Annotated in this window: 15 protein-coding genes; 6 read left to right on the forward strand and 9 right to left on the reverse strand. The window is 67.9% G+C overall.

Annotated features, from left to right (window positions below):
• Window positions 1-107 precede the first annotated feature (107 nt).
• Window positions 108-1,460 (forward strand): magnesium transporter, encoded by a 1,353-nt coding sequence (gene mgtE, locus DFP85_RS04660; RefSeq protein WP_133635145.1) that lies wholly within the window; start codon window positions 108-110, stop codon window positions 1,458-1,460.
• Window positions 1,461-1,544: 84 nt separating this feature from the next.
• Here mgtE and DFP85_RS04665 read toward each other — a convergent pair whose 3' ends face one another.
• From DFP85_RS04665 to DFP85_RS04680, 4 genes are all read right to left on the reverse strand, one after another.
• Window positions 1,545-6,386, reverse strand: a complete 4,842-nt coding sequence (locus tag DFP85_RS04665) for an NAD-glutamate dehydrogenase (protein ID WP_133635146.1) — start codon at window positions 6,384-6,386, stop codon at window positions 1,545-1,547.
• 183 nt (window positions 6,387-6,569) lie between these two features.
• A complete protein-coding gene (trmA, locus tag DFP85_RS04670; protein ID WP_133635147.1) occupies window positions 6,570-7,691 on the reverse strand; it encodes a tRNA (uridine(54)-C5)-methyltransferase TrmA in 1,122 nt (373 codons plus the stop codon).
• A gap of 78 nt (window positions 7,692-7,769) precedes the next feature.
• Entirely contained in the window at window positions 7,770-8,546 is a 777-nt protein-coding gene (gene murI / locus DFP85_RS04675; RefSeq protein ID WP_133635148.1) for a glutamate racemase, read from the reverse strand.
• Between the two features lie 156 nt (window positions 8,547-8,702).
• Window positions 8,703-9,248 (reverse strand): hemerythrin domain-containing protein, encoded by a 546-nt coding sequence (locus DFP85_RS04680; protein ID WP_133635259.1) that lies wholly within the window; start codon window positions 9,246-9,248, stop codon window positions 8,703-8,705.
• 210 nt (window positions 9,249-9,458) lie between these two features.
• Between DFP85_RS04680 and DFP85_RS04685 the strand changes: the two genes are divergently transcribed.
• Window positions 9,459-10,796 (forward strand): replication-associated recombination protein A, encoded by a 1,338-nt coding sequence (locus DFP85_RS04685; protein WP_133635149.1) that lies wholly within the window; start codon window positions 9,459-9,461, stop codon window positions 10,794-10,796.
• Window positions 10,797-10,989: 193 nt separating this feature from the next.
• On the opposite strand, the gene lolA is transcribed toward DFP85_RS04685, so the two are convergent.
• Window positions 10,990-11,619 (reverse strand): outer membrane lipoprotein periplasmic chaperone LolA, encoded by a 630-nt coding sequence (gene lolA, locus DFP85_RS04695; protein WP_133635151.1) that lies wholly within the window; start codon window positions 11,617-11,619, stop codon window positions 10,990-10,992.
• Window positions 11,620-11,733: 114 nt separating this feature from the next.
• Window positions 11,734-14,919, reverse strand: a complete 3,186-nt coding sequence (locus DFP85_RS04700; RefSeq protein ID WP_243737203.1) for a DNA translocase FtsK — start codon at window positions 14,917-14,919, stop codon at window positions 11,734-11,736.
• Between the two features lie 155 nt (window positions 14,920-15,074).
• Between DFP85_RS04700 and aat the strand changes: the two genes are divergently transcribed.
• The 3 genes from aat to infA all read left to right on the forward strand — a co-directional run bounded on the left by aat (window position 15,075) and on the right by infA (window position 16,931).
• Window positions 15,075-15,809, forward strand: a complete 735-nt coding sequence (aat, locus tag DFP85_RS04705; protein ID WP_133635152.1) for a leucyl/phenylalanyl-tRNA--protein transferase — start codon at window positions 15,075-15,077, stop codon at window positions 15,807-15,809.
• Between the two features lie 31 nt (window positions 15,810-15,840).
• Window positions 15,841-16,578 carry an arginyltransferase gene (locus DFP85_RS04710; RefSeq protein ID WP_106230196.1) on the forward strand — a complete coding sequence of 246 codons (738 nt, stop codon included), beginning with the start codon at window positions 15,841-15,843 and terminating at the stop codon, window positions 16,576-16,578.
• Between the two features lie 134 nt (window positions 16,579-16,712).
• The gene (gene infA, locus DFP85_RS04715; protein WP_040185975.1) at window positions 16,713-16,931 is read left to right on the forward strand and encodes a translation initiation factor IF-1; all 219 of its coding nucleotides are present in this window, start codon (window positions 16,713-16,715) and stop codon (window positions 16,929-16,931) included.
• 146 nt (window positions 16,932-17,077) lie between these two features.
• Here infA and clpA read toward each other — a convergent pair whose 3' ends face one another.
• The 3 genes from clpA to icd all read right to left on the reverse strand — a co-directional run bounded on the left by clpA (window position 17,078) and on the right by icd (window position 21,302).
• Complete coding sequence (clpA, locus tag DFP85_RS04720) at window positions 17,078-19,354, reverse strand: ATP-dependent Clp protease ATP-binding subunit ClpA (RefSeq protein ID WP_133635261.1); 2,277 nt, start codon at window positions 19,352-19,354, stop codon at window positions 17,078-17,080.
• Between the two features lie 137 nt (window positions 19,355-19,491).
• On the reverse strand, window positions 19,492-19,815 hold the full coding sequence (clpS, locus tag DFP85_RS04725; RefSeq protein WP_106230195.1) for an ATP-dependent Clp protease adapter ClpS: 324 nt from the start codon (window positions 19,813-19,815) through the stop codon (window positions 19,492-19,494).
• A gap of 230 nt (window positions 19,816-20,045) precedes the next feature.
• On the reverse strand, window positions 20,046-21,302 hold the full coding sequence (gene icd, locus DFP85_RS04730; RefSeq protein WP_133635153.1) for an NADP-dependent isocitrate dehydrogenase: 1,257 nt from the start codon (window positions 21,300-21,302) through the stop codon (window positions 20,046-20,048).
• A 179-nt stretch (window positions 21,303-21,481) separates the two neighbouring features.
• Between icd and DFP85_RS04735 the strand changes: the two genes are divergently transcribed.
• Window positions 21,482-23,719 (forward strand): NADP-dependent isocitrate dehydrogenase, encoded by a 2,238-nt coding sequence (locus DFP85_RS04735; protein WP_133635154.1) that lies wholly within the window; start codon window positions 21,482-21,484, stop codon window positions 23,717-23,719.
• The last annotated feature ends 84 nt before the right edge of the window (window positions 23,720-23,803 follow it).

Genomic DNA, 23,803 nt, shown 5'->3' on the forward strand with positions numbered 1-23,803 from the left:
CCGTCCCCGCGGCGACAGCCAGGGGGCGTTCTGTGATCTACTGTACGCAACGCCGTCGCGATCACGGCCGGGTGGGCCGTGCAGCCTAACAAGCCAGGGAGATCCATATGGCCGATACCACCGAAACCCTCGAGGACCGCCTGTCGCGCATTCACCGGGCGCTGGGCGACGAGCGGCTCGATGCCGTCGACGACGTCCTGGCCGACCTGGAGCCGGCGGAGGTCGCCCTGCTGCTGGAGTCACTGCCCCCGGCGGCACGCATCAAGCTGTGGGAACGGGTGCCGGGCGAGGTCGACGGTGAGGTCCTGCTTCACGTGCACGACGAGGTGCGCAGCACCCTGCTCGATGACATGGACCATGCCGAGATCGTGGCCGCCACCTCGGGCCTCGATACCACGGACCTCGCCGAGATCTTCGAGGACCTCCCCCAGCAGGTGGCCGAGGACATGCTGCGCTCGATGGACGAGCTGCAGCGCAGCCGGCTGCAGGAGACGCTCTCCTTCGAGGAGGACAGTGCCGGGCGCCTGATGCGCACCGACACCATCGCCGTGCGCGCCGACGTCAGCCTGGAGACGGTCAAGCGCTTCCTGCGCTGGAAGGAGGCGGTGCCCGACAACACCCATGCGCTGATGGTGGTCGACCGCAACGGCTTCTTCGTGGGGGTGCTGCCGTTGGCGCGCCTGGTCTCCAATGACCCCGAGATGGCCGTCGCCGACCTGATGGACCGCGACGTGGACAGCATCCAGGTGACCATGCACTCCCGCGAGGTGGCCACCCTCTTCCAGACTCACGACCTGGCCTCCGCGCCGGTGGTCGACGAGGAGGGCCTGCTGCTCGGTCGCATCGTCATCGACGACATCGTCGACGTGATCCGCGAGAACTCCGAGCAGGCGCTGATGAACATGGCCGGCCTGGACGAGGAGGAAGACCTCTTCGCGCCGGTGATGCCCAGCGCCAAGCGACGCGCCGTGTGGCTCGGCATCAATCTGGTCACCGCCTTCCTGGCCGCCTGGGTGATCGGCCGCTTCGAGGATGCCCTGGACAAGATCGTGGCCCTGGCCGTGCTGATGCCCATCGTCGCCAGCATGGGCGGCATCGCCGGCAGCCAGACCCTGACCCTGGCGATCCGCGGCCTGGCCCTGGGCCAGATCAGCCGCACCAACAGCAGCTGGCTGCTGCGCAAGGAGATCGGCATCGCTGCCCTCAACGGCGTGCTCTGGTCGCTGGTGGTGGCCGTGCTCGCGGTGCTGTGGTTCGGCAGCATCGCCATCGGCGTCATCATCGCCGCCGCCCTCGTGATCAACATGCTGGCGGCCGGCATCGCCGGCATCGTCATCCCGCTGATGCTCAAGCGCTCGGGCATCGATCCCGCCCTCTCGGGGTCGGTGATCCTGACCACGGTGACCGACGTGGTGGGCTTCATGGCCTTCCTGGGGCTGGCCACGCTGTTCCTGCTCTGACCGCTGCCTTGCCCGCCCCCTGGAAACACGAACCCCCGCCGATGGCGGGGGTTCGTGGCATTGGCCATCAGCAAGGCGGAGCGGTCAGGTCTCGCGATTGCTCTCGGCCAGGTCGACCAGCTCGCGCACGGCCACCGCGAAGAGCGGGAAGCCGCCATGGCTGCCGCTGCCCACCTCCTCGAGCAGGCGGCACCAGCGCCGGTGCATGCCCTGGTGGAGCGAGAGCCACTGCTCCACCCGTTCCGCGCAGTCCCGCGGGCCGCCTTCCATGCCCAGCACGCTGATGGTCAGCGCCAGCTGCTGGCGGTCGATGTCGTCGCGGAAGGTCTCGCGGGCCTGGGCCTGCCAGCTGTCACGCACCTTGAGCTCGGTGATCTGCTGGATCATCCACGGCAGCTCCAGGCGATCGCCGATCTCGTAGAACACCTCGGCGACGCGCTGCGGCTTCTCGTTGGTCTGGCGGGCCGCCTGGATAATGCCGAGCGCCGCGTAGAGGCTGCCGGCGGCCGCCACGGTCGATGCCAGGGCCTCCGGCACGCCCGCCTCGGTGAGCTCGTTGCGGCGGGCCTCCCAGGCCTCGTGCTCCTCGCCGCGCAGGCGCTTGCCGATGTTCTCCTGCAGCTGGGCCAGCCGCGGGGCGAAGAAGTCGATGGCATCCCGGGTGCTCATGCCGGTGCGGTTGCGCAGGAACCAGCGGGTGGCGCGCCGCAGCATGCGCATCAGGTCGAGCATCATGGCGTACTGCACGTCGCTCGGCACCCGGTTGTCCAGCGCCTCGATCTGCTCCCAGAGGCGCGGCAGCTGGAAGCTGTCGCGCGCCACGACGTAGGAGCGGGCGATGGTGGCGCGATCAGCGCCGGTGGAGTCGATCAGCCGGCGCACGAAGACGATGCCCATGTGGTCGACCAGGTCGTTGGCCACCTGGGTGGCGACGATCTCGCGCTTCAGGCGGTGGTCGTACATCTCGTCCTTGTAGCGCTCGACCAGCACCTTCGGGAAGATCCGCTCGACGAACTTGACGATGGTCGGGTCGTCCGGGACGTCCGAGGCGATCAGGTCGCCCTTGAGCACGCTCTTGGCGTAGGAGATCAGCACCGAGAGCTCCGGCAGCAGCATCCCCTGCTCGTTGGCGGCGCGCTCGTTGAGGATCTCGTCGTCGGGCAGGAACTCCAGCTCGCGGTCGATCTGGCCGGCGGCCTCGAGCTCGCTGATGAAGCGCCGGAAGGGCCCGATGCCCTGCCGGGAGAGGAGCTCGGCGAGATCCAGCGCCTGGGTCTGGCGGTAGTTGTCCAGCAGCACCAGGTCCGAGACCTCACCGGTCATGTCGGCGAGCAGCTGGTTGCGCTGCTTCTCCGTCATGTCGCCACGCTTGACCACCTCGTCGATGAGGATCTTGATGTTGACCTCATGGTCGGAGCAGTTGACCCCACCGGCATTGTCGATGAAGTCGGTGTTGACCCGCACGCCCCGCGCTGCTGCTTCCATGCGCCCGCGCTGGGTGAGGCCGAGGTTGCCGCCCTCGCCGACGACACGGCACTGCAGCTCGCGGCCATCGATGCGCAGGCCGTCATTGGCCTTGTCGCCCACCTGGGCATCGGTCTCCTCGCTGCTCTTGACGTAGGTCCCGATGCCGCCGTTCCACAGCAGGTCGACCCGGGACTTGAGCATGGCGCGGATCAGCTCGTTGGGGGCGAGCTTGTCCTCCTTGATGTCGAACAGCGCCTTCATCTGCTTCGAGATGGGGACGGTCTTGGCCGAGCGCTTGAACACCCCGCCGCCCTCGGAGATCAGCTCGGCGTTGTAGTCCTCCCAGCTGGAGCGCGGCAGGGCGAAGAGGCGCTGGCGCTCGGCGAAGCTCGCCGCCACGTCCGGGCTCGGGTCGACGAAGATATGCAGGTGGTTGAAGGCCCCCACCAGGCGGATCCTGTCGGAGAGCAGCATGCCGTTGCCGAAGACGTCGCCCGCCATGTCGCCGATGCCGAGCACCGAGAACTCGTCCTCCTGGGTATTCAGCCCCAGGCCACGGAAGTGGCGCTTGACCGACTCCCAGGCCCCCTTGGCGGTGATGCCCATCTTCTTGTGGTCGTAGCCGTTGGCCCCGCCCGAGGCGAAGGCATCGCCCAGCCAGTGCCCGTACTCGGCCGAGATCTCGTTGGCGATATCGGAGAAGGTCGCGGTGCCCTTGTCGGCCGCCACCACCAGGTAGGCGTCGTCGTCGTCGTGGCGCACCACGTCGCGAGGCGGCACGATCTCGCCCCCCACGCGGTTGTCGGTGACGTCGAGCAGAGCACGGATGAAGGTCTTGTAGCAGGCGATGCCCTCCTGCTGGATGGCATCGCGGTCACCGCCCTCGGGAAGGCGCTTGCAGACGAAGCCGCCCTTGGCGCCCACCGGCACGATCACCGCGTTCTTGACCTGCTGCGCCTTGACCAGGCCAAGCACCTCGGTGCGGAAGTCCTCGAAGCGGTCGGACCAGCGCAGCCCGCCCCGCGCCACCTTGCCACCGCGCAGGTGAACCCCCTCCACGCGCGGCGAGCAGACGAAGATCTCGTAGGCCGGCCGCGGCTTGGGCATGCCGGTGACCCGGGAAGGCTCCATCTTGAAGGACATGTAGTCCTTGTGACGGCCATCGGGGCCCGGCTGGTAGTAGTTGGTGCGCTGGGTCGCCTGGATCAGCTCAATGTAGCGGCGCAGCAGCTGATCGTCGTTGAGGCTGGCCACATCGTCGAGCAGCCGGATGATGCGCCCCGTGCAGGCCTCGATCTCGCCCTCCGGCGGGCGCTCGGCTGGATCGAAGCGCAGCTCGAAGAGGGTCACCAGCTCGCGGGTGATCTCCGGGTGGTTTACCAGGGTGGTGGCCATGTAGTCCTGGGAGACGCCGAAGCGGATCTGCTTGAGGTAGCGGGCATAGCCCCGCAGCATGGCCACCTCGCGCCAGTCCAGGTTGGCGCCGATGATCAGCCGGTTGAAGGCGTCGTTGTCGGCTTCCCCGTTCCAGATGCGCTGGAAGGCCTCGACGAAGGGCTCGCGCATCTCCTGCAGGTTGACCTCGGTGCTGGTGTGGTGCTCCAGGTCGAAGTCATGGATCCAGTAGCTGCCGTCGCTGGCCTCCAACTCGTAGGGGCGCTCGCCGATCACCCGCAGCCCCAGGTTCTCCATCATCGGCAGCACGTCGGAGAGCGGGATCGGCTGGTCGCGGTGGAACAGCTTGAGGTTGACCCCGCTGCCCTCCTCTTCGACCAGCCGGTAGAGGGAGAGCGCCAGCGGGGTGCCGTCATCCAGCTCGCTGATGTGCTGCAGGTCGTAGACCGCTGTACGCGCCGAGAAGTCGTCGCGATAGCTGGCGGGGAAGGCATCGCGGAAGCGGTCCATCAGCAGGTTGGCCTGCTCCTCGCCGAACCCCTCGATGGCGGCGCCCTGAAGGTCGTCGCGCCAGTTGCGGGCCAGGGTCGCCAGCTTGGCTTCCAGGCGCCGCAGGTCGTAGTCGGCCGGCTGGTCGCCCTTGAAGCGCAGGATGAACTGGATGCGGGCCAGCACCGACTCCGAGAGGTAGGTGTTGAAGTCGCCGAAGGTGGCGTCGAGCTCCTCGCAGAGCAGGTTCTGGATGCGCAGGCGCAGCTCGGTGGAGAAGACGTCGCGCGGCACGAAGGCCAGACAGGAGTAGAACTTGCCGGAGCGATCCTCGCGGATGAACAGCCTCACCCGGCGCCGCTCGCGCATGTCGAGGATGCCCAGGGCCGTCTGGGTCAGCTCGTCGGTGTCGATCTGGAAGAGATCGTCGCGGGGATAGACCTCGAGGATGTGCAGCAGGTGCTTGCCGTTGTGCCCCTTGGGATTGAAGCCGGACTTCTCCATCACCGTCGCGAGCTTGCGGCGCAGGATCGGCACGTTGCGCGGCGACTCGTTATAGACGGTGGCGGTGAACAGGCCGAGGAAGCGGCGCTCGCCGATCACCCGTCCCTGGTCATCGTAACGGTCGATGGAGATGTAGTCGGGATAGGTCGGGCGATGGATCCGCGCATGGTGGGCGCTCTTGGCGAACGACAGCAGTTGGGGAACCAGCACGTAGCGGTCACCCTCCACCCCCTGGTCGGTGCGGATACGCTCCTGGTAGCGGGGCTGGTCGAGGCGGAACACGCCCAGCTTGCTCTCGTCGACCCGGTCGAGGCGCTGCCGCCCCTCGGCCTCGTGGACGACATACTCGTCGTAACCGAGGAAGGTGAAGTTGTCATGCAGCAGCCATTCGAGAAAGGCGATGGCCTCCTCGTGGTCACCGGCATCGACCTGCTCCGGGCGCGAGGCCTTGAGCTCGGCGACGGCCGCCCGGGCCTGCTCGCGCATCGGCTCGAAGTCGGCCACCGCGGTACGCACGTCGCGCAGCACCTCCTGAAGGCTCGTCTCGATCTCCTCGAGCAGCGCCGGGTCCGAGTGGCGGTCCACCTCGATGGCGATCAACGACTCCCGCCCCTGCGGGGCGTCGGCCTGCCGGGTCGGGGTGACCCGGGTGAGCCGGTGCTGTCCGTCGCGCTCCGCCGCCAGCACGGCATTGTGGATGGCGTGGACGGTCATGCCCCGCCGGTTGAGCTCGATGCGTACCGAGTCGACCAGGAAGGGCATGTCCTCGTGGAGCACGGCGATGAAGGTGTGGGTGGACTGCCAGCCATGCTGCTCGAAGTCGGGGTTGAAGACTCGCACCTTGGGGTCGGCAGGATCGAACTGCTGCAGGAAGTGCCACACGGCGAGGGTGGCGCCATAGAGGTCGTCGAGACGGCGGTCGGCCAGATCATCGAGCGGTACCGTGGCATAGAAGTGGCGGGCGAAGGCACCGACCTGGGTGGCCTTGTCCTCGTCCAGACGGCCTTGCAGCCGCTCCTCGAGTTGCTTGAGCAGATCCTGGCGGGTCTCCTCGTGTGCGACGTGTTGCATCCATCACCTCGGCTGCCTGCGGCCGCCGTAGGCGGCCGGGAGAACTTGACGTGGCGGCCTCCTGGCCGCATCGCCTTCCAGCTTACGTCACTTCCCGAGCCCACCCCAGCCACATGCCCCTTCGCTCATGGAGCATGTCGGTTGCGCATCGCCGCTTGACAGCGTGCCGGGCACGCCGCCCCCTCAGCCACGCCGCTCCAGCAGGACACCGCATTCGCAGTGGTGCGTCCAGGGGAACTGGTCGAAGAGCGCGAAGCGCCGGATCTCGTGGCTGCGGGTCAGCACCTCGAGGTTGTCGGCCAGGGTCTCGGGATTGCATGAAATATAGACGATACGCGCATATTCGCTGAGCTGGCGGCAGCTCTCCTCATCGAGCCCCGCCCGTGGCGGGTCGACCAGCACCGTGGAGAAGGCGTAGTCGTCGAGGGCCATCTCGGCCACCCGGCGCCCGCCCTTCTCGCCCTTCAGGGCCTGGGAGAACTCCTCGGCGGACATGCGACCGACCTCGGTATTGGCGATGCCGTTGGCCGCCAGGTTGACCCGGGCACTGGCCACCGAGGTCCGCGATATCTCGGTGGCCAGCACCCGCCGGAAGTTGCCGGCCAGCGCCACGGTGAAGTTGCCATTGCCGCAGTAGAGCTCCACCAGGTCGCCGTCCTGGCTGTCCCGGGTGACGTCCCGGGCCCAGGCCAGCATCGCGCGGCAGATCTCGGCATTGGGCTGGGTGAAACTGTTCTCCACCTGCTGGTAGACCAGCTCGTCGCCGTCAACCGCGAGGCGCTCCCACACATGGTCACGCGTCAGCACCAGGCGCTGCTTGCGGGCGCGGCCGATGACCATGATGCCCAGCGCCTGCTGGAGGGCACGGGCCTCGGCCTCCCAGGCCTCGTCGAGCCGGCGGTGGTAGATCAGGGTGACCAGCGCCTCGCCGGAGAGGGTGGTGAGGAACTCCACCTGAAACAGCCGGCGGCGCAGCAGGTCGTTGTCGCGGAGGGCATCGAGCAGGCGCGGCATGAGGTCGTTGATCTGCCGGCCGGCCACCGGGTAGTCGTCCAGGCGGACCACCGTCTTGCGTTTCGGGTCCTCGGGGTCCACCTCGGACCCCTGAATTTCAAACATCGCATAGAAGAGGTCGTCCCCCTCGTGCCAGAGGCGAAATTCACAGCGCTGGCGAAAGTGGCTCGGCGGCGAGGGAAACACCTCGAGCATCGGCGGCGAGAAGCGCGCGAAGTCACGGGTGATGCGCTCGCGCTTGGCCTCGAGCTGCTGGTCATAGCGGGCGGGGTCGACGACGGGAATGGCCACGGCGGCTCCTGGTTAAGATGACGAGAGTAAGATGACGAGATTGAGGAAATAACGATGGTGCCGGCCCTCGCGGTCGACTCAGGCCGGGTGCAGCAGCCTCGGCGGGGCAAAGCCGAAGTCGGCCAGCCCCCTGTCCAGGCGTTCGTCGGGGGCGGTGACGAAGCTCGGCTCATCCCCCTGGCGGGGGGCGAGCGCCGTCACCACCTGCCCGACCCGGCGGGCGATGGCCTCGCCGGAGTCGATCCAGCTCACCTGCCACGGCGCGGCCTCGGCGAGCCACGGGGCCAGCAGCGGGAAGTGGGTGCAGCCGAGCACCACGGTATCCAGGTGGGGATCCTCCCACAGCGGGGCGAGGGCCCGGTGCAGGATCGCCCGATGGGGGGGCTCCCCGGCCACCAGGCGCTCCGCCTCGCGGACCAGGGCGTCCGCGGCGACCCGCGTCACCCGGCAGTCGGCGGCGAAGTCACGGATCAGCTGCAGGGTATAGGGCCGCGACACCGTGGCACTGGTCGCCAGCAGGCCGATATGGCGCGTCCGGCTGATCCCGGCCGCCGGCTTGATGGCGGGCACGGTGCCGACCACGGGAATCGTCAGGGAAGCGCGCAGGACGTCCAGCGCCAGGGTGCTGGCGGTATTGCAGGCCACCACCAGGGCGCTGCAGCCGCTGGCCGCCACGGCGGCCTCGCAGACGACCCGGATGCGCTGGACCAGCCAGGCATCCTCCCGCTGGCCGTAAGGCAGCATGGCATTGTCGCAGGCATAGGCCAGGGCGGCCTCGGGCAGGCACCGGCGCAGCGCCCTGACCACCGACAGCCCGCCGACGCCCGAATCGAAGACCAGGATCGGACCCGCCATCATCCTGCCCCTCGACGCTTCAGGGCCGAGTGACGCGAGCAGGACGATGGCAGGGCGAGGCGAAACAGGTTGGGCATGACGTAGAAGGGGGCCGATGAGAATGCCGGCCATTCTACCCCAGACCCGCGGCAGGGCCGAAACGCCGGCCAGACGTCATCAGGTCACCGGCTCGGGGGCATCTCGCAGCTCGGCATAGAGCTCGGGGTAGGCCTCCTGCAGCCGTTCGAGCTGCGTCTGGGCGCCCTCCGGCAGGGCCGCCGCGAGGGCCTCGAGGTCCTGGTCGTTGAAGTTCTTCTGGATCAGCGGGAACAGCAGCTCGCGCTCGTCACGCAGGTAGGCGCGGTGGCTCTCCAGGTAGGACTTGAGGTCTTCGGCGAAGCGGTCCATGGGCACCACGGCATCCATCAGGATCATGTCGAGGTCGTTGGAGAGGCGCTTCAGCCGGGACTTCAGCGACCGATAGTCCCGGGAGAGGCGCTCGGTGACCTCGACACTCGAGGGGTCGAGCTCCTTGAGGCGCTCGGTGCAGACCTTCTCGAGGGGCTGGGTGAAGCCTTCCTGGTAATCGAGGATGTAGTCGACGACCTCCCGGACCAGCTGGAAGTTGGGACGCTCGCCGCACGCCAGGGACTTCTGCTTGAGCTGCAGGACGTGCAACATGCGCGCCATGTTGGCATGATCCTGACGCAACTGCTTCAGCATGGGCATGACGGGAGTCTCCTCTGTGGCGATGTGGAACAGAAGGCTGTCTAGGTTGGATTCGCCGCGGCGGATCGGGTTCACCGCGCCGTGCCCCCGGCAGGGCCGACCTGTCTCAAGCTAGCCGGTCGGGGGGAATTGTGCCTGTCGCCCAAGGTCGTATTGCCTGCGACGACACATCCACTCTAGCAGTCGCGAGCCAAGGAGTCAGAAATGGATCTCTTCCAGGGCAACACCCCCGACGATGCCGCGCCGCTCGCCTTCCGCATGCGTCCACGCCGCCTCGAGGACTACGTGGGGCAGCAGGCGCTGGTCGGCCCTGGCAAGCCGCTGGCGCGCATGGCCGAGAGCGGCGTGGTGCGCTCGATGATCCTCTGGGGCCCCCCGGGGACCGGCAAGACCACCCTGGCCGAGATCCTCGCCGAGGTCTCCGGCGCCCACCTGGAGCACCTCTCGGCGGTGATGGCCGGAGTGAAGGAGATCCGGGCCGCCGTCGATCGCGCGCGGGACATGCAGGCCCGTCAGCGCCCCACCCTGCTGTTCCTCGACGAGATCCACCGCCTCAACAAGAGCCAGCAGGACGCCCTGCTGCCCCACGTGGAGTCGGGGCTGCTGACGCTGATCGGCGCCACCACCGAGAACCCCTCCTTCGAGGTCAACTCGGCGCTGCTCTCCCGGGCGCGGGTGCACGTGCTGAAGTCGCTCACCGAGGAGGAACTCGTCGAGGTGATGCAGCGGGCGCTGGCCGACGAGACGCGTGGCCTGGGCACCCGGCGGATCCGCGTGGACGAGGGGGTACTGGCGCTGCTGGCGCGGGCCGCCGCCGGGGACGCCCGCCGCGCCCTGGGCCTGCTGGAGACCGCCTGCGACTTCACCGTGGCCGAGGGCGACGGCGAGCGCCTGCCCCGCGAGGCACTGGAGGACGTCATCGGGCACCAGGCCAGCGCCTTCGACAAGCAGGGCGACCACTTCTACGACCTGCTCTCGGCGATCCACAAGTCGGTGCGCTCCTCGCGCCCCGATGCCGCCCTGCTCTACATCGCCCGTTTCATGCAGGGTGGCGGCGACCCGCTCGACGTGATCCGCCGCCTCTCGGCCATCGCCTCGGAGGACGTCGGCAACGCCGACCCGCGGGCCCTGCCCCTGGTGATGGCCGCCTGGGACGCCTACCTGCGCCTGGGCGACTACGAGGGCCAGCGCGCCATTGCCCATGCCGCCATCCACCTGGCGGTGGCCCCCAAGAGCAACGCCATCGACCAGGCCTGGAAGCAGGCCAAGGCCTTCGTGGCGGAGCAGCCACAGCTGGAGGTGCCGACCTACCTGCGCAATGCCCCGACGAAGCTGATGGAGTCCCTGGGGCACGGCCAGGGCTACCGCTACGCGCACCACGAGCCCCACGGCTACCCGGCCGGCAGCGCCCATGACTGCTGGCCCGACGAGATCCCGCACCAGCGTTTCTACCAACCGACGGAATATGGCCAGGAGAAGCGCTACGGCCAGCTGATGGCCTGGCGGGCGCAGCTCGATGCCGAGGCGGACGACGGGGCATAGCGCCAAGCCGCCAAGCCGCCAAGCCGCCAAGCCGCCAAGCCGCCAAGCCGCCAAGCCGCCAAGCAGGATAACCCAGCCCAAATAAAGAACCCCCGCCGGACCTGACATCCGACGGGGGAACGCAATTCATTGCCTCCACGCCTGCCACCCACCACCGAACGGCTTGGCCGCTCGGCGCGTTCAGCTCGGCGCGTTACTGCGTGTCGCGGATCACGTCGGTGCCCTCGGGGATCTCGAAGGTGAAGCGGCTGTCGTCCAGCGGCTCGTTCATGCGCACGTTGTCGAACTCGATGGCGGTGCGCTGCCCGGTACTGTCGGTCATCTGCAGCAGGTCCAGCGCCTCGCCGCGGAAGGTCATCTGCAGCTCCTCGAAGAGGGTATCGGGGTCCTTGGGCACCAGGGTGAAGGTCTCGCTGCTGCCCTGCTGGCGACGGGTGACGTCATAGCTGCCGGTCAGCTCATCGGCACTGCCGGAGAGCAGCAGGGCCGGGGTGTGGGTCACCCGCTGGTCCAGCGCCTGCACCGTGGCCTGTTCCAGGTCCGGGTCATAGAGGGTGACCTCCTCGCCCGCGGAGACCACCAGCTGCTCGTAGGGGGCGTCCACCTCCCAGCGGAACTTGCCGGGACGCGACAGCCACATGCGGCCCCGGGCCTCCTGCAGGCGCTGGCCGCTGCCATCGAGGATCTGCTGCTCGAAGTCCGCCACGTAGGTCTGGAGCGGCTCGAGAATGTCCGCCAGGCGCTCGGCGCCTTCGCTGGCCAGGGCCGACATCGGCACGGCGAGGGTCATGGTCAGCGCGGCGAGGGTCTTCTTCACTGTCATCGTCTCTGTCTCCCTGGACGGGTCCATCATGGCATCCTGTCACTCGGACCCGGGACACCCCGGCGGGTTGCATTGCTACCGGGGCTTCCATCATTGCTGCAAGGTTGGCGCGCGTCAGTCGCCCACCGGTGGCGGGGCCAGCACCTCTCGCGCGCCGTTGGTGCCCATGGTGGAGACCACACCGGCCATCTCCATGGACTCGACCAGGCGCGCCGCGCGGTTGTAGCCGATCTTGAAGCGACGCTGAACCGCCGAGATGGAGGCACGGCGACTCTCGGTGACGAAGGCCACCGCCTCGTCGTAGAGGGCATCCTGCTCGGCGTCGTCGTCACCGCCGCCCTCGGCCTCGAGGCCGGTGAGGGCCTCGGCGGAGACGCCGCCGGAGAGGATCTCGTCGATGTACTCCGGCTCGCCGCGACGCTTCCAGTCCTCGACCACCCGATGCACCTCGTCGTCGTCGACGAAGGCCCCATGGACGCGGGTCGGCATGCCCGACCCGGCCGGCAGGTAGAGCATGTCGCCATGGCCGAGCAGGTTCTCGGCGCCGCCTTGGTCGAGGATGGTGCGCGAGTCGACCCGGGACGAGACCTGAAAGGCCATGCGGGTGGGAATGTTGGCCTTGATCAGGCCGGTGACCACGTCCACCGAGGGCCGCTGGGTGGCCAGTATCAGGTGGATACCGGCGGCGCGGGCCTTCTGGGCCAGCCGCGCGATCAGCTCCTCGACTTTCTTGCCGACGATCATGAACATGTCGGCGAACTCGTCGATCACCACCACGATGTAGGGCAGCTTCTCGAGCACCGGCGGCGACTGGTGCATCTCCCAGGGCTGGGGCTCCCAGAGTGGATCGGCCACCTGGGCGCCAGCCCGCTCGGCCTCGTCGAGCTTGCCGTTGAAGCCGGCGATGTTGCGCACGCCCATCGATGCCATCAGCTTGTAGCGACGCTCCATCTCGGCCACGCACCAGCGCAGCGCATTGGCCGCCTCCTTCATGTCGGTGACCACCGGCGCCAGCAGGTGCGGGATGCCGTCGTAGACTGACAGTTCCAGCATCTTGGGGTCGACCATGATCATGCGTACCTCGTCGGGTGTCGCCTTGAGCAGCATGGAGATCAGCATGGCATTGACCCCCACCGACTTGCCCGAGCCGGTGGTGCCGGCCACCAGCAGGTGGGGCATCTTGCCGAGGTTGGCCACCACCGGGCCACCGCCGATGTCCTGGCCCAGCGCCAGGGTCAGCGCCGAGGCCTCGTGCTGGTAGCGGTCGGAGTCGATCACCTCGCGCAGCCGGATCATGGCGCGATGCGGGTTGGGGATCTCGATGCCCACGGTCGGTCGGCCGGGAATCACCTCCACCACGCGCACGCTCTTGACCATCAGCGAGCGCGCCAGGTCCTTGGCCAGGTTGCTGATCTTGGAGACCTTGACGCCGGCCGCCGGCTTGATCTCGAAGCGGGTGATCACCGGGCCCGGCCAGGTATCGACCACTTCGGCCTTGACCCCGTACTCGCGCAGCCGCGTCTCGAGCAGTTCGGCCATCTCGGCCAGCTGCTGTTCGGAATAGTTGCGCTGCTGGGGCTGCGGCGGCGTCAGCAGTCGCAGGCTGGGCAGCTCGCCATCGGGCTCCGGCAGCTCGTCGAGCACCGGCCGCTGGTTCTGCAGGTGCTCCACGGTCCACAGGGCTGGCCCCTCGGGCTCGTCGGCGGCCTCGCGCCCCTGCTCGGCGGTCGCCACCTGGGGCACGGGCTCCGGCGTCGGTTCCGGTGGGGCAACCCCCGGGTCACGACGACCGGCCGACGCCTCCCCGTCCCCCATGGCGCCCGCGGGCGCCCAGGCCAGCTGCGGTTCGTCCGCGTCGTCGGGCTCTTCCCAGTCGGCGTACTGCCAGTTGGCCAGCTCCGGTTCACGGCGTCGCCCCTCGCGGGCCGGCGAGTGCGGCGAGGCACCCGAGGAGGCCCGGGCGGGGGGCGGCGCATCGGCCTCCTCCCCGGCCTCGGGGCTGCCGGAGGCGGCATCGACGTCCGCATCGAGACGCCCCTCGTCACGCTGGGCCCGCAGGGCGGGCCCCTGCCAGGCCGGCACTACCTCGTCGTCATCGGGCAGCACGGGCTCGGGCACCGTCTCCGGGACCCGGCGGGGGCTCTTCTCGTCGCTGGGCTCCGGCCGGTTGCGAGGTGTCTCGCCGGATGCGGGGGAGACGGCGCGGCCGGCATCCGACATCGGCTCACGTGAGGTCGGGGGAAGGGGGGATTCAGCGGGCCTGGCCCCGGCGAGAGGCGAGGAAGCAGCCGTCTGCTTCTCTCCCGGCGGGGTGATCGCCACCCGCGGCTCCACGGCCTCACGGGAGGCCCGAGCGGTATAGGCCGCCTCGGGCTGCTTGGCCGACGGCGTGCGCTCGGGCACTTCCCAGGGAATGTCGGTCTCGCCGTCATTGCAGAAACCGGGCTCGCGACGCGAGCCCCCGTCGACGGCCAGGACCGGTTCGGCCTCGCGACGACGTCTCCCCCCCAGACGCTGCCACCAGCGCGACCGAGGCTCAGCTTCGGGGGCCTCATCGGCCCCTTGCGCATCGTCCTGGGCGGCCGAGGACTCGCTCTCCTCCCGGGCCTCGTCGCGCCGCTCGGCGCGTCGTTCCCGGACCAGCCCGAAGCGGTCCGCCACCCAGCGCCACAGCACCAGGCTGCGGTGGCCCAGTTCGTCCATCACCGTCAGCCAGGAGAGCCCGGTGAACAGGGGAAAGCCACAGAGCATGGCGGCCGCGGCCAGCAGGCCGGTACCGCCCGTCCCCACCAGGGGGATCAGGGCACCGACCAGCCCCTCGCCGAGGATGCCCCCCGTGGAGTAGGGCAAGGGGCCATCGGGTCGGTAGAAGTGCAGCGCCCCGAGGGTGGTGGAGCCCAGCAGCAGCAGCACCAGCCCCCCGCAGCGCACCGCCAGGGCGGTGGCATCCCACTCGAAGCGCACCTGCCGCGAGCGGATCAGCCACCAGGCGGCGAACCCCAGCATGCCGGGCCACCACAGGGCACTCACCCCGAACAGTGAATAGAGCACATCGGCGAGCCAGGCCCCGATGGGCCCCATCCAGTTGGCGACCTCGGTCTCGGGGCCGCTGCGTGACCAGCCGGGATCCTGGGCGCGGAAGCTGTAGAGCGCCAGCAGCAGGAACACACAGGCGGCCAGCAGCAGGATCACCACGCCCTCGCGAGCCGACCCCTGCAGTCGCAGGCCGAAGCGCTTCGCCGTCTCCCTGGCATTCGCCGCCGTCACCCGACGTGACGAGGTCCTCTTCTTGACACTCAAGCGGCCATCCCCCTTGCGCCAACATGGCGTCTTCCGGATTTCACTGCGCTCAATCATACCGAGCAAGTGCTCACCATCACAGGGGCCTGCATGCCTTGAGCCCCATCGCGCCGCGCGGCAGACTGGACGGGTCGTCATCGAGGAAGACGCTGCCCATGCTCCCCTGGCTCCCTGACCGCCCCGTGGGCTTCCCGCCCGTCGCGTCGGCCCTGCGCGACCCCGACGGCCTGCTGGCCGCCGGCGGGGCCCTGACTCCGGAATGGCTGCTGGCCGCCTACCGCCGCGGCATATTCCCGTGGTTCAGCGATGACCAGCCGGTGCTGTGGTGGAGCCCGGACCCACGCATGGTGCTGTTTCCGGACGAGATCCGGGTGCGCCGCAGCCTCGCCAAGCGGCTGCGCAACGCCGGCTTTTCGGTCACGGCCGACACCGCCTTCGAGCGGGTGGTGGCGGCATGCGCCGCCCCCCGCGACGGCCAGCCAGGCACCTGGATCACCGCCGAGATGCAAGCGGCCTACGGGTGCCTGCACCGGCTCGGCGCGGCCCGTTCGGTGGAGGTCTGGCGCGCCGGCGAGCTGGTGGGCGGCCTTTATGGGGTGGCCATGGGACCGGTGTTCTTCGGCGAGTCGATGTTCTCGCGCGCGCCGGATGCCTCGAAGGTGGCCCTGGTGCACCTGGCACGCGCCATGAGCGCCGGCGGTGGCCGGCTGATCGACTGCCAGATGCATACCGGCCACCTGGCGAGCCTGGGGGCCAGGGACATCGCCCGGAGCGAGTTCATCGGCTATCTTGAACAGTGGCTGGGCGATGCCGACAGTGGCCGCCGGGAGACGTTCGACGGCATCTCGGCACCGACCTGGTCCTTCGATGCGATCGACACCAGTGCATGACCGGGCCACCGATTCAGAGGAGATGGCAGCCTTGAGCAGCAACGCCCCCCGGCAGCCGGTCAGGGACCTGCGCTTCTTCCTGACTGTCCCCCATGCCTGCAGCTACCTGGAGGGCCGCGAAGCGACCACCCTGTTCCTCGACCCCCAGGAGTCGCCCGGCCAGGGGGTCTACGACGCCCTGGCCCTGCTCGGCTTTCGCCGCAGCGGCCGTCACCTCTACCGTCCCCACTGCGATGCCTGCAACGCCTGCATCTCGGTACGCATACCGGTAGCGGAGTTCGCGCCGAGTCGCACCCAGCGCAAGCTGGCCAATCGCAATGCCGACCTGACGCTCCACGTGCGCCCCGCCCTCTTCGATGCCGAGCACTATGCGCTCTATGCCCACTACGTCCGGACTCGCCACGCCGACGGCGACATGTACCCGCCGAGCCACGAGCAGTACCGTACCTTCCTGACCCTCGACCAGGCCTACGCCCGGCTGCTGGAGTTCCGCCTCGATGGCCGGCTGGTGGCCGTCTCGGCCTTCGACCAGCTCGAGCACGGCCTCTCGGCCATCTACACCTTCTTCGATCCCGCGCCGGAACTGGAGCGTCGCTCGCTGGGCACCTTCGCCGTGCTCTCGCTGATCCAGCGCGCCCGGGACCAGGGGCTACCCCACGTTTATCTGGGCTACTGGATCCGCGAGTGCCGCAAGATGAACTACAAGCAGTCCTTCCGGCCGCTGGAGATGCTCGACGGCCGCCACTGGCGCCGCATGATTGCCCTGTAGGGGCTCCAGAGGGCGGGTTCCTTTGCCTTGACGAGCGGCATGCGGCACAATATCGCGCTATCCTGTCGGCACGGGCGGCCAGGCCGTGAGACCGTGCCACCTTCTTTCGTCATCATCAGCGAGGAACCGCCTATATGGCACGTGAAGACCATATCGAAATGGAAGGCGTCGTCGTCGATACCCTTCCCAACACCATGTTCCGCGTCGAGCTGGAGAACGGCCACGTGGTCACCGCCCATATCTCGGGCAAGATGCGCAAGCACTACATCCGCATCCTCACCGGCGACAAGGTCAAGGTCGAGCTGACCCCCTACGACCTGTCCAAGGGCCGCATCGTCTACCGCGCCCGCTGAGCCCCGGCCGGGCACGCCGCAACGCCCGCCCCGCGCTCGAGCGCCGTCCGCACCCCGCGTCCGCCGCCTCCCCCGCTGCCAGGCCAGAAAGAACAACGCCCCGTCCGCAGACAGGGCGCTGTGCCTTGGTGGCCGTCTGAGACCCGTCAGGGCGCGTCGGCCAGCTCCGACTCCGTGGAAAGGTGGAGCTCGCCCTCCTCCACGCTGACGTGCACCACCCCGCCGTGCTCGGCCAGCTCGCCGAACAGGATCAGCTCGGCCAGCGGCTTCTTGAGCTTCTCCTGGATCAGGCGGGCCATCGGGCGCGCGCCCATGTCGGGGTCGTAGCCCTTCTCTGCCAGCCAGTCCCGGGCGGCCTCGTCCACGTCGAGCTGGACCCGCTTCTCGTCGAGCTGCGCCTGCAGCTCCACCAGGAACTTGTCCACCACGTTGCGCACCACCGAGGTGGGCAGCGCATGGAACTGGATGATGCCGTCCAGGCGGTTGCGGAACTCCGGCGAGAAGGTCTTGCGGATCACCTCCATGGCGTCCGTGGAGTGGTCCTGGGTCTGGAAGCCGATGGAGCGCCGCGTGGCCTGCTCGACCCCGGCGTTGGAGGTCATGATCAGGATCACGTGACGGAAGTCGGCCTCGCGGCCGTTGTTGTCGGTCAGGCGGCCGTGGTCCATGACCTGCAGCAGCAGGTTGAAGACCTCGGGATGCGCCTTCTCGATCTCGTCGAGCAGCAGCACGCAGTGGGGCTGCTTGGTGATCGCTTCGGTCAGCAGGCCGCCCTGGTCATAGCCGACGTAGCCGGGAGGCGCACCGATCAGCCGTGACACGGTATGGCGTTCCATGTACTCGGACATGTCGAAGCGCACCAGCTCGATGCCCATGATATGGGAGAGCTGCCGGGCCACCTCGGTCTTGCCCACCCCGGTGGGACCGGCGAACAGGAAGCTGCCCACCGGCTTGTCCGGCGCCTTGAGACCGGCCCGCGACAGCTTGATCGCCGCGGCGAGGCTGTCGATCGCCTCGTCCTGGCCGAACACCAGCATCTTCAGGTCGCGGTCGATGTTGGCCAGCAGCTTGCGGTCGGAGCTGGAGACGCTCTTCGGCGGGATGCGCGCGATGGAGGCCACCACCGCCTCGACCTGGTCGACGTCGATGGTGTCCACGCGCACCTCCGGCGGCAGCAGCCGCTGGTGGGCGCCGGCCTCGTCGATCACGTCGATGGCCTTGTCGGGCAGGTGGCGGTCGTTGATGTAGCGGTCCGACAGCCGGGCGGCACTCTCCAGGGCCGCATCGGTGTACTTCAGCTGGTGGTGCTCCTCGAAGCGCGAGCGCAGCCCCTTGAGGATGCGGGTGGTGTCCTCCACCGAGGGCGCCATGACGTCGACCTTCTGGAAACGCCGCGCCAGGGCGCGATCCTTCTCGAAGATGCCGCGGTACTCCTGGAAAGTGGTGGAGCCGATGCAGCGCAGCTCGCCGGAGGAGAGCAGCGGCTTGAGCAGGTTGGAGGCGTCCATCACGCCCCCGGAGGCGGCGCCGGCGCCGATCACGGTATGGATCTCGTCGATGAACAGGATGGCGTTGGGCTGCTTGCGCAGCTCGGCCAGCAGGTTCTTGAGGCGCTTCTCGAAGTCGCCGCGATACTTGGTGCCGGCGAGCAGGGCGCCCATGTCCAGGGAATAGACCACCGCATCGCTGATGACGTCGGGCACATCCTCCTCGACGACACGCTTGGCCAGCCCCTCGGCGATGGCGGTCTTGCCCACGCCGGCCTCGCCGACCAGCAACGGGTTGTTCTTGCGCCGGCGGGCCAGGATCTGCACCACCCGCTCGAGCTCATGGTCGCGGCCGATCAGCGGGTCGATCTTGCCCAGTCGCGCCTGCTCGTTGAGGTTGGTGGCATAGCTGGTGAGCGGGTTGGAGCCGGACTCGCCCCCCCCCTCCTCGGCCTCCTCGGCTTCCGGGGAGGGAGACGACTGGCTCTGGCCGTGCCCGGCCACCTTGGAGATGCCATGGGCGATATAGTTGACGGCATCGACCCGGGCCACGTTCTGCTGCTTGAGGAAGTAGACCGCCTGGCTCTCCTGCTCGGAGAAGATCGCCACCAGCACGTTGGCGCCGGTGACCTCGCTCTTGCCGGAGGACTGGACATGGAAGACGGCGCGCTGGAGCACGCGCTGGAAGCCCAGGGTCGGCTGGGTCTCCCGATCCGACTGGTCCTCGGGGATCAGCGGCGTGGTGGAATTGATGAAATCCTGCAGGTCGGACCGCAGCTTGTCGAGGTTGGCCCCGCAGGCACGCAGCACGTCCGCCGCCGAGGCGTTGTCGAGCAGCGCCAGCAGCAGGTGCTCCACGGTCATGAACTCGTGGCGCTTGGAGCGGGCCACGGTGAAGGCCGTGTTCAGGGTCAGTTCAAGTTCTTTACTCAGCATGGCAGTCCCCTTCTCGCCGCCCAGGGCTTCGCGTCGGATCATTCATGGTCCGGCATCATCAACATCGGGTACAAACGGCGCCGTTGCAAGTCTCCCTTCAACGCAGGACCGTCGCTGTCCCTCTTCGACCATGCCGCTCAGTCCGCCGCCTCGATGTCGCACAGCAGCGGATGCTGACACTCTCTTGCATATTGATTGACCTGATGGCTTTTGGTTTCCGCGATATCGCGGGTGAAGACACCACAGGTGGCCTTGCCGCGAGTGTGCACGGTCAGCATCACCTGCACCGCGGTCTCGCTGTCCATGTGGAAGAAGGTCTGCAGCACCTCGACCACGAACTCCATGGGTGTGAAGTCATCGTTGTGCAGCACCACCTTGTACAGGGGAGGACGCGCCACCTCCGGGTCGGCATTCTGCACCGCCAGGTCGCCGTCCTCCTCGGGGCCCGGAGGCCGGGTCATGCCTCCTCGTGGGAACACCATGGCCACTCGTCGCGCCACCTCGTCGTCTCTACTGAACATAAGAGCCACTATCCATCTCGACAAGCCGGAGGCCGTCCATCATCTCAACCGTGATTGGACGCCGCAGGGCCGGCAGGGTTCACCACCTGGTTTCGATACCAGGACGTCTCAACGCAAAGGGCCCCCGCCCGCCGGATGGCGGACGGGGGCCCCGGGTCCGTCATCGCGACTTACATGTTGTCGGCGACGGCCTGGCCGAACTCGGAGCACTTGAGAAGCTTGGCATCGTCCATCTGGCGATGGAAGTCATAGGTGACCTCGCCCTTGGAGATGGCCTTCTCCATGCCCTTGAGCACCAGGTCGGCCGCCTCGACCCAGCCCATGTGGCGCAGCATCATTTCCGCGGAGAGGATCAGCGAGCCGGGGTTGACCTTGTCCTGCCCGGCGTACTTGGGCGCGGTGCCGTGGGTCGCCTCGAACATCGCAGTGGTGTCGGAGATGTTGGCGCCCGGCGCGATGCCGATGCCGCCCACCTCGGCCGCCAGGGCATCGGAGAGGTAGTCGCCGTTGAGGTTCAGCGTGGCGATGACGTCGTACTCGGCCGGACGCAGCAGGATCTGCTGCAGCATGGCGTCGGCGATGACGTCCTTGACGACGATCTCCTTGCCGGTCTTCGGGTTCTTCATGGTCATCCAGGGGCCGCCATCGAGCAGTTCGGCACCGAACTCCTCCTTGGCGAGCTCGTAGCCCCAGTCCTTGAAGGCCCCCTCGGTGAACTTCATGATATTGCCCTTGTGCACCAGGGTCAGCGACTCGCGGTCGTTGTCGATGGTGTACTGCAGGGCCTGGCGCACCAGACGCTTGGTGCCCTCGACGGAGACCGGCTTGACGCCGATGCCGCAGTTCTCGGGGAAGCGGATGTTCTGGACACCCATCTCCTCGCGCAGGAACTTGATGACCTTGTCGGCCTCCGGGGTACCGGCCTTCCACTCGATGCCGGCGTAGATGTCCTCGGAGTTCTCGCGGAAGATCACCATGTCGACGTCGCCGGGCTTCTTGACCGGGCTCGGCACGCCCTCGAACCAGCGCACCGGGCGCTGGCAGACGTAGAGGTCGAGCTTCTGGCGCAGGGCGACGTTCAGGGAGCGGATGCCACCGCCCACCGGCGTGGTCAGCGGGCCCTTGATAGACACCACGTAGTCCTTGACCGCCTCGAGGGTCTCTTCCGGCATCCAGGTGTCGGCATCATAGACGTGAGTGGCCTTCTCGCCGGCGTAGACCTCCATCCAGTGGATCTTGCGCTCGCCGTTATAGGCCTTCTGCACGGCGGCATCGATGGCGATCATCATCGCCGGCGTCACGTCGACACCGATGCCGTCACCCTCGATGTACGGGATGATCGGATTGTTCGGCACGTTCAGGGTGTTGTCGGCGTTGGCGGTGATCTTCTGGCCACTCTCAGGAACGACGATCTTGTTGAACCCCATGGCGAACTCCCCTTTTGGTCTATTGAGTGGAGCCCGGAGTGTACCACTCCCCCCCAGCAGGGGTAAGCTGCGCGGGACACTTGTCGACAATCTTGATAGGCTTGTCCACATCCGCCGGGGCGCCCGCGCATGGCACCCCAATCCCATGCCACCGCAGTGACCAGAGAGATCCACGCCCCATGCCCCACACGCCGAAGATTATCTACACCTTTACCGACGAAGCGCCTGCGCTGGCGACCCACTCGCTGCTACCGATCATCGACGCCTTCACCGACGCGGCGGGCATCGACGTGGAAACGCGCGACATCTCCCTGGCGGCACGGATTCTCTCGCAGTTTCCCGACTACCTGGCAGACGACCAGCGTGTCGAGGACCACCTGGCCGAACTGGGCGCCCTGGCCAAGACGCCGGAAGCCAACATCATCAAGCTGCCCAACATCAGCGCGTCCATGCCGCAGCTTCATGAGGCCATCAAGGAGCTGCAGGGACAGGGCTATCCCCTGCCGGACTACCCATACGAGCCGAAGAGCGACGAAGAGAAGGACATCCAGGCCCGCTACGACAAGGTCAGGGGGAGTGCCGTCAACCCGGTGCTGCGTGAAGGGAACTCCGACCGCCGGGCGCCCAAGGCCGTCAAGGCCTATGCCCGCAAGTACCCGCATCACATGGGCGAGTGGAGCCAGGCCTCGCGCAGCCACGTCTCGCACATGCACGGCGGCGACTTCTACCACGGCGAGAAGTCGATGACCTTGGATCGCCCCCGCAAGGTGAAGATGGAGCTGATCCCCGAGAGCGGCCAGGCACACGTGCTCAAGCCCGAGGTCTCGCTGCAGGAAGGCGAGGTCATCGACAGCATGTTCATGAGCAAGAAGGCGCTGCTCGAGTTCTACGAGCGGGAAATCGAGGATGCGCGCAAGACCGGCGTCATGTTCTCCCTGCACGTCAAGGCGACGATGATGAAGGTCTCGCACCCGATCGTGTTCGGCCACTGCGTGAAGATCTTCTACAAGGATGCCTTCGAGAAGCACGGTGCGCTGTTCGATGAGCTGGGTGTCGACGTCAACAACGGGATGGCGAACCTGTACGAGAAGATCGACACGCTGCCCGAGACCCAGCGCGAGGAGGTCATCCGCGACCTGCACGCCTGCCACGACCAGCGACCGGAACTGGCCATGGTGGACTCGGCGCGCGGCATCACCAACTTCCACTCGCCCAGCGATGTGATCGTGGACGCCTCGATGCCTGCCATGATTCGTGCCGGCGGCAAGATGTACGGCGCCGACGGCCGCCTCAAGGACGTCAAGGCGGTGATGCCGGAGTCGACCTTCGCCCGCATCTACCAGGAGATGATCAACTTCTGCAAATGGAATGGCGCCTTCGACCCCGCCACCATGGGCACCGTGCCCAACGTCGGCCTGATGGCCCAGAAGGCCGAGGAGTACGGCTCCCACGACAAGACCTTCGAGGTCCCGGTGGCCGGCGTGGCCAACATCACCGACCTGGAGACCGGCGAGGTGCTGCTCTCCCAGACCGTCGAGGAAGGCGATATCTGGCGGATGTGCCAGGTCAAGGATGCGCCGATCCGCGACTGGGTGAAGCTGGCGGTGGAGCGTTGCCGCGACTCCGGCATGCCGGCCGTGTTCTGGCTCGACCCCTACCGCCCCCACGAGAACGAGCTGATCAAGAAGGTCCGGGCCTACCTCGAGGAGCACGACACCGAGGGGCTCGACATCCAGATCATGTCCCAGGTCCGGGCCATGCGCTACACCCTCGAACGCGTGGTCCGCGGCCTCGACACCATCTCGGTGACCGGCAACATCCTGCGCGACTACCTCACCGACCTGTTTCCGATCCTGGAGCTGGGCACCAGCGCCAAGATGCTCTCCATCGTGCCCCTGATGGCCGGCGGCGGCATGTTCGAGACCGGGGCCGGCGGCTCGGCGCCCAAGCACGTCCAGCAGCTCCTCGAGGAGAACCACCTGCGCTGGGACAGCCTTGGCGAGTTCCTCGCCATGGGGGCCTCCCTGGAGCATCTCGCCAAGCAGTTCGGCAACGAGCGTGCGACCCTGCTGGCCGATGCGCTGGACACGGCCACCGGCGAGTTCCTCGAGCACAACAAGTCGCCCTCCCGTAAGGCGGGAGAGCTGGACAACCGCGGCAGCCACTTCTACCTCGCCCTCTACTGGGCCCAGGCCCTGGCCTCCCAGGACGAGGATGCCGAACTCAAGAGACTCTTCACCCGCCTGGCCGAGACCTTGACGGCCAACGAGGCGACCATTCTCGACGAGCTGAACGGCGTGCAGGGGCAACCGGTGGACATCGGCGGGTACTACCATGCCGACCCCGCGCTCGCGCGTGCCGTCATGCGTCCCAGCAAGACCCTGAACGACGCCCTGGCCCTGGTCGCCCAGGACTGACGCATCGCCACGAGACAACCTGCCGCCCGCTGCGGGCGGCCCTTCCGGCTCCCGTCCGCCCCATGGCGGGGGGGAGCCGTCGCG

Origin of the sequence: Halomonas ventosae, from assembly GCF_004363555.1 — a bacterium.
In the GTDB taxonomy this organism is placed as follows: Bacteria; Pseudomonadota; Gammaproteobacteria; order Pseudomonadales; family Halomonadaceae; genus Halomonas; species Halomonas ventosae.

Excerpts from the sequence above, each read along its gene's own strand:
- mgtE (WP_133635145.1), top strand. The coding sequence starts at position 108 with ATGGCCGATACCACCGAAACCCTCGAGGACCGCCTGTCGCGCATTCAC.
- DFP85_RS04665 (WP_133635146.1), bottom strand. The coding sequence starts at position 6,386 with ATGCAACACGTCGCACACGAGGAGACCCGCCAGGATCTGCTCAAGCAA.
- murI (WP_133635148.1), bottom strand. The coding sequence starts at position 8,546 with ATGGCGGGTCCGATCCTGGTCTTCGATTCGGGCGTCGGCGGGCTGTCG.
- DFP85_RS04680 (WP_133635259.1), bottom strand. The coding sequence starts at position 9,248 with ATGCTGAAGCAGTTGCGTCAGGATCATGCCAACATGGCGCGCATGTTG.
- DFP85_RS04685 (WP_133635149.1), top strand. The coding sequence starts at position 9,459 with ATGGATCTCTTCCAGGGCAACACCCCCGACGATGCCGCGCCGCTCGCC.
- lolA (WP_133635151.1), bottom strand. The coding sequence starts at position 11,619 with ATGACAGTGAAGAAGACCCTCGCCGCGCTGACCATGACCCTCGCCGTG.
- aat (WP_133635152.1), top strand. The coding sequence starts at position 15,075 with ATGCTCCCCTGGCTCCCTGACCGCCCCGTGGGCTTCCCGCCCGTCGCG.
- infA (WP_040185975.1), top strand. The coding sequence starts at position 16,713 with ATGGCACGTGAAGACCATATCGAAATGGAAGGCGTCGTCGTCGATACC.
- clpA (WP_133635261.1), bottom strand. The coding sequence starts at position 19,354 with ATGCTGAGTAAAGAACTTGAACTGACCCTGAACACGGCCTTCACCGTG.
- clpS (WP_106230195.1), bottom strand. The coding sequence starts at position 19,815 with ATGACCCGGCCTCCGGGCCCCGAGGAGGACGGCGACCTGGCGGTGCAG.
- icd (WP_133635153.1), bottom strand. The coding sequence starts at position 21,302 with ATGGGGTTCAACAAGATCGTCGTTCCTGAGAGTGGCCAGAAGATCACC.
- DFP85_RS04735 (WP_133635154.1), top strand. The coding sequence starts at position 21,482 with ATGCCCCACACGCCGAAGATTATCTACACCTTTACCGACGAAGCGCCT.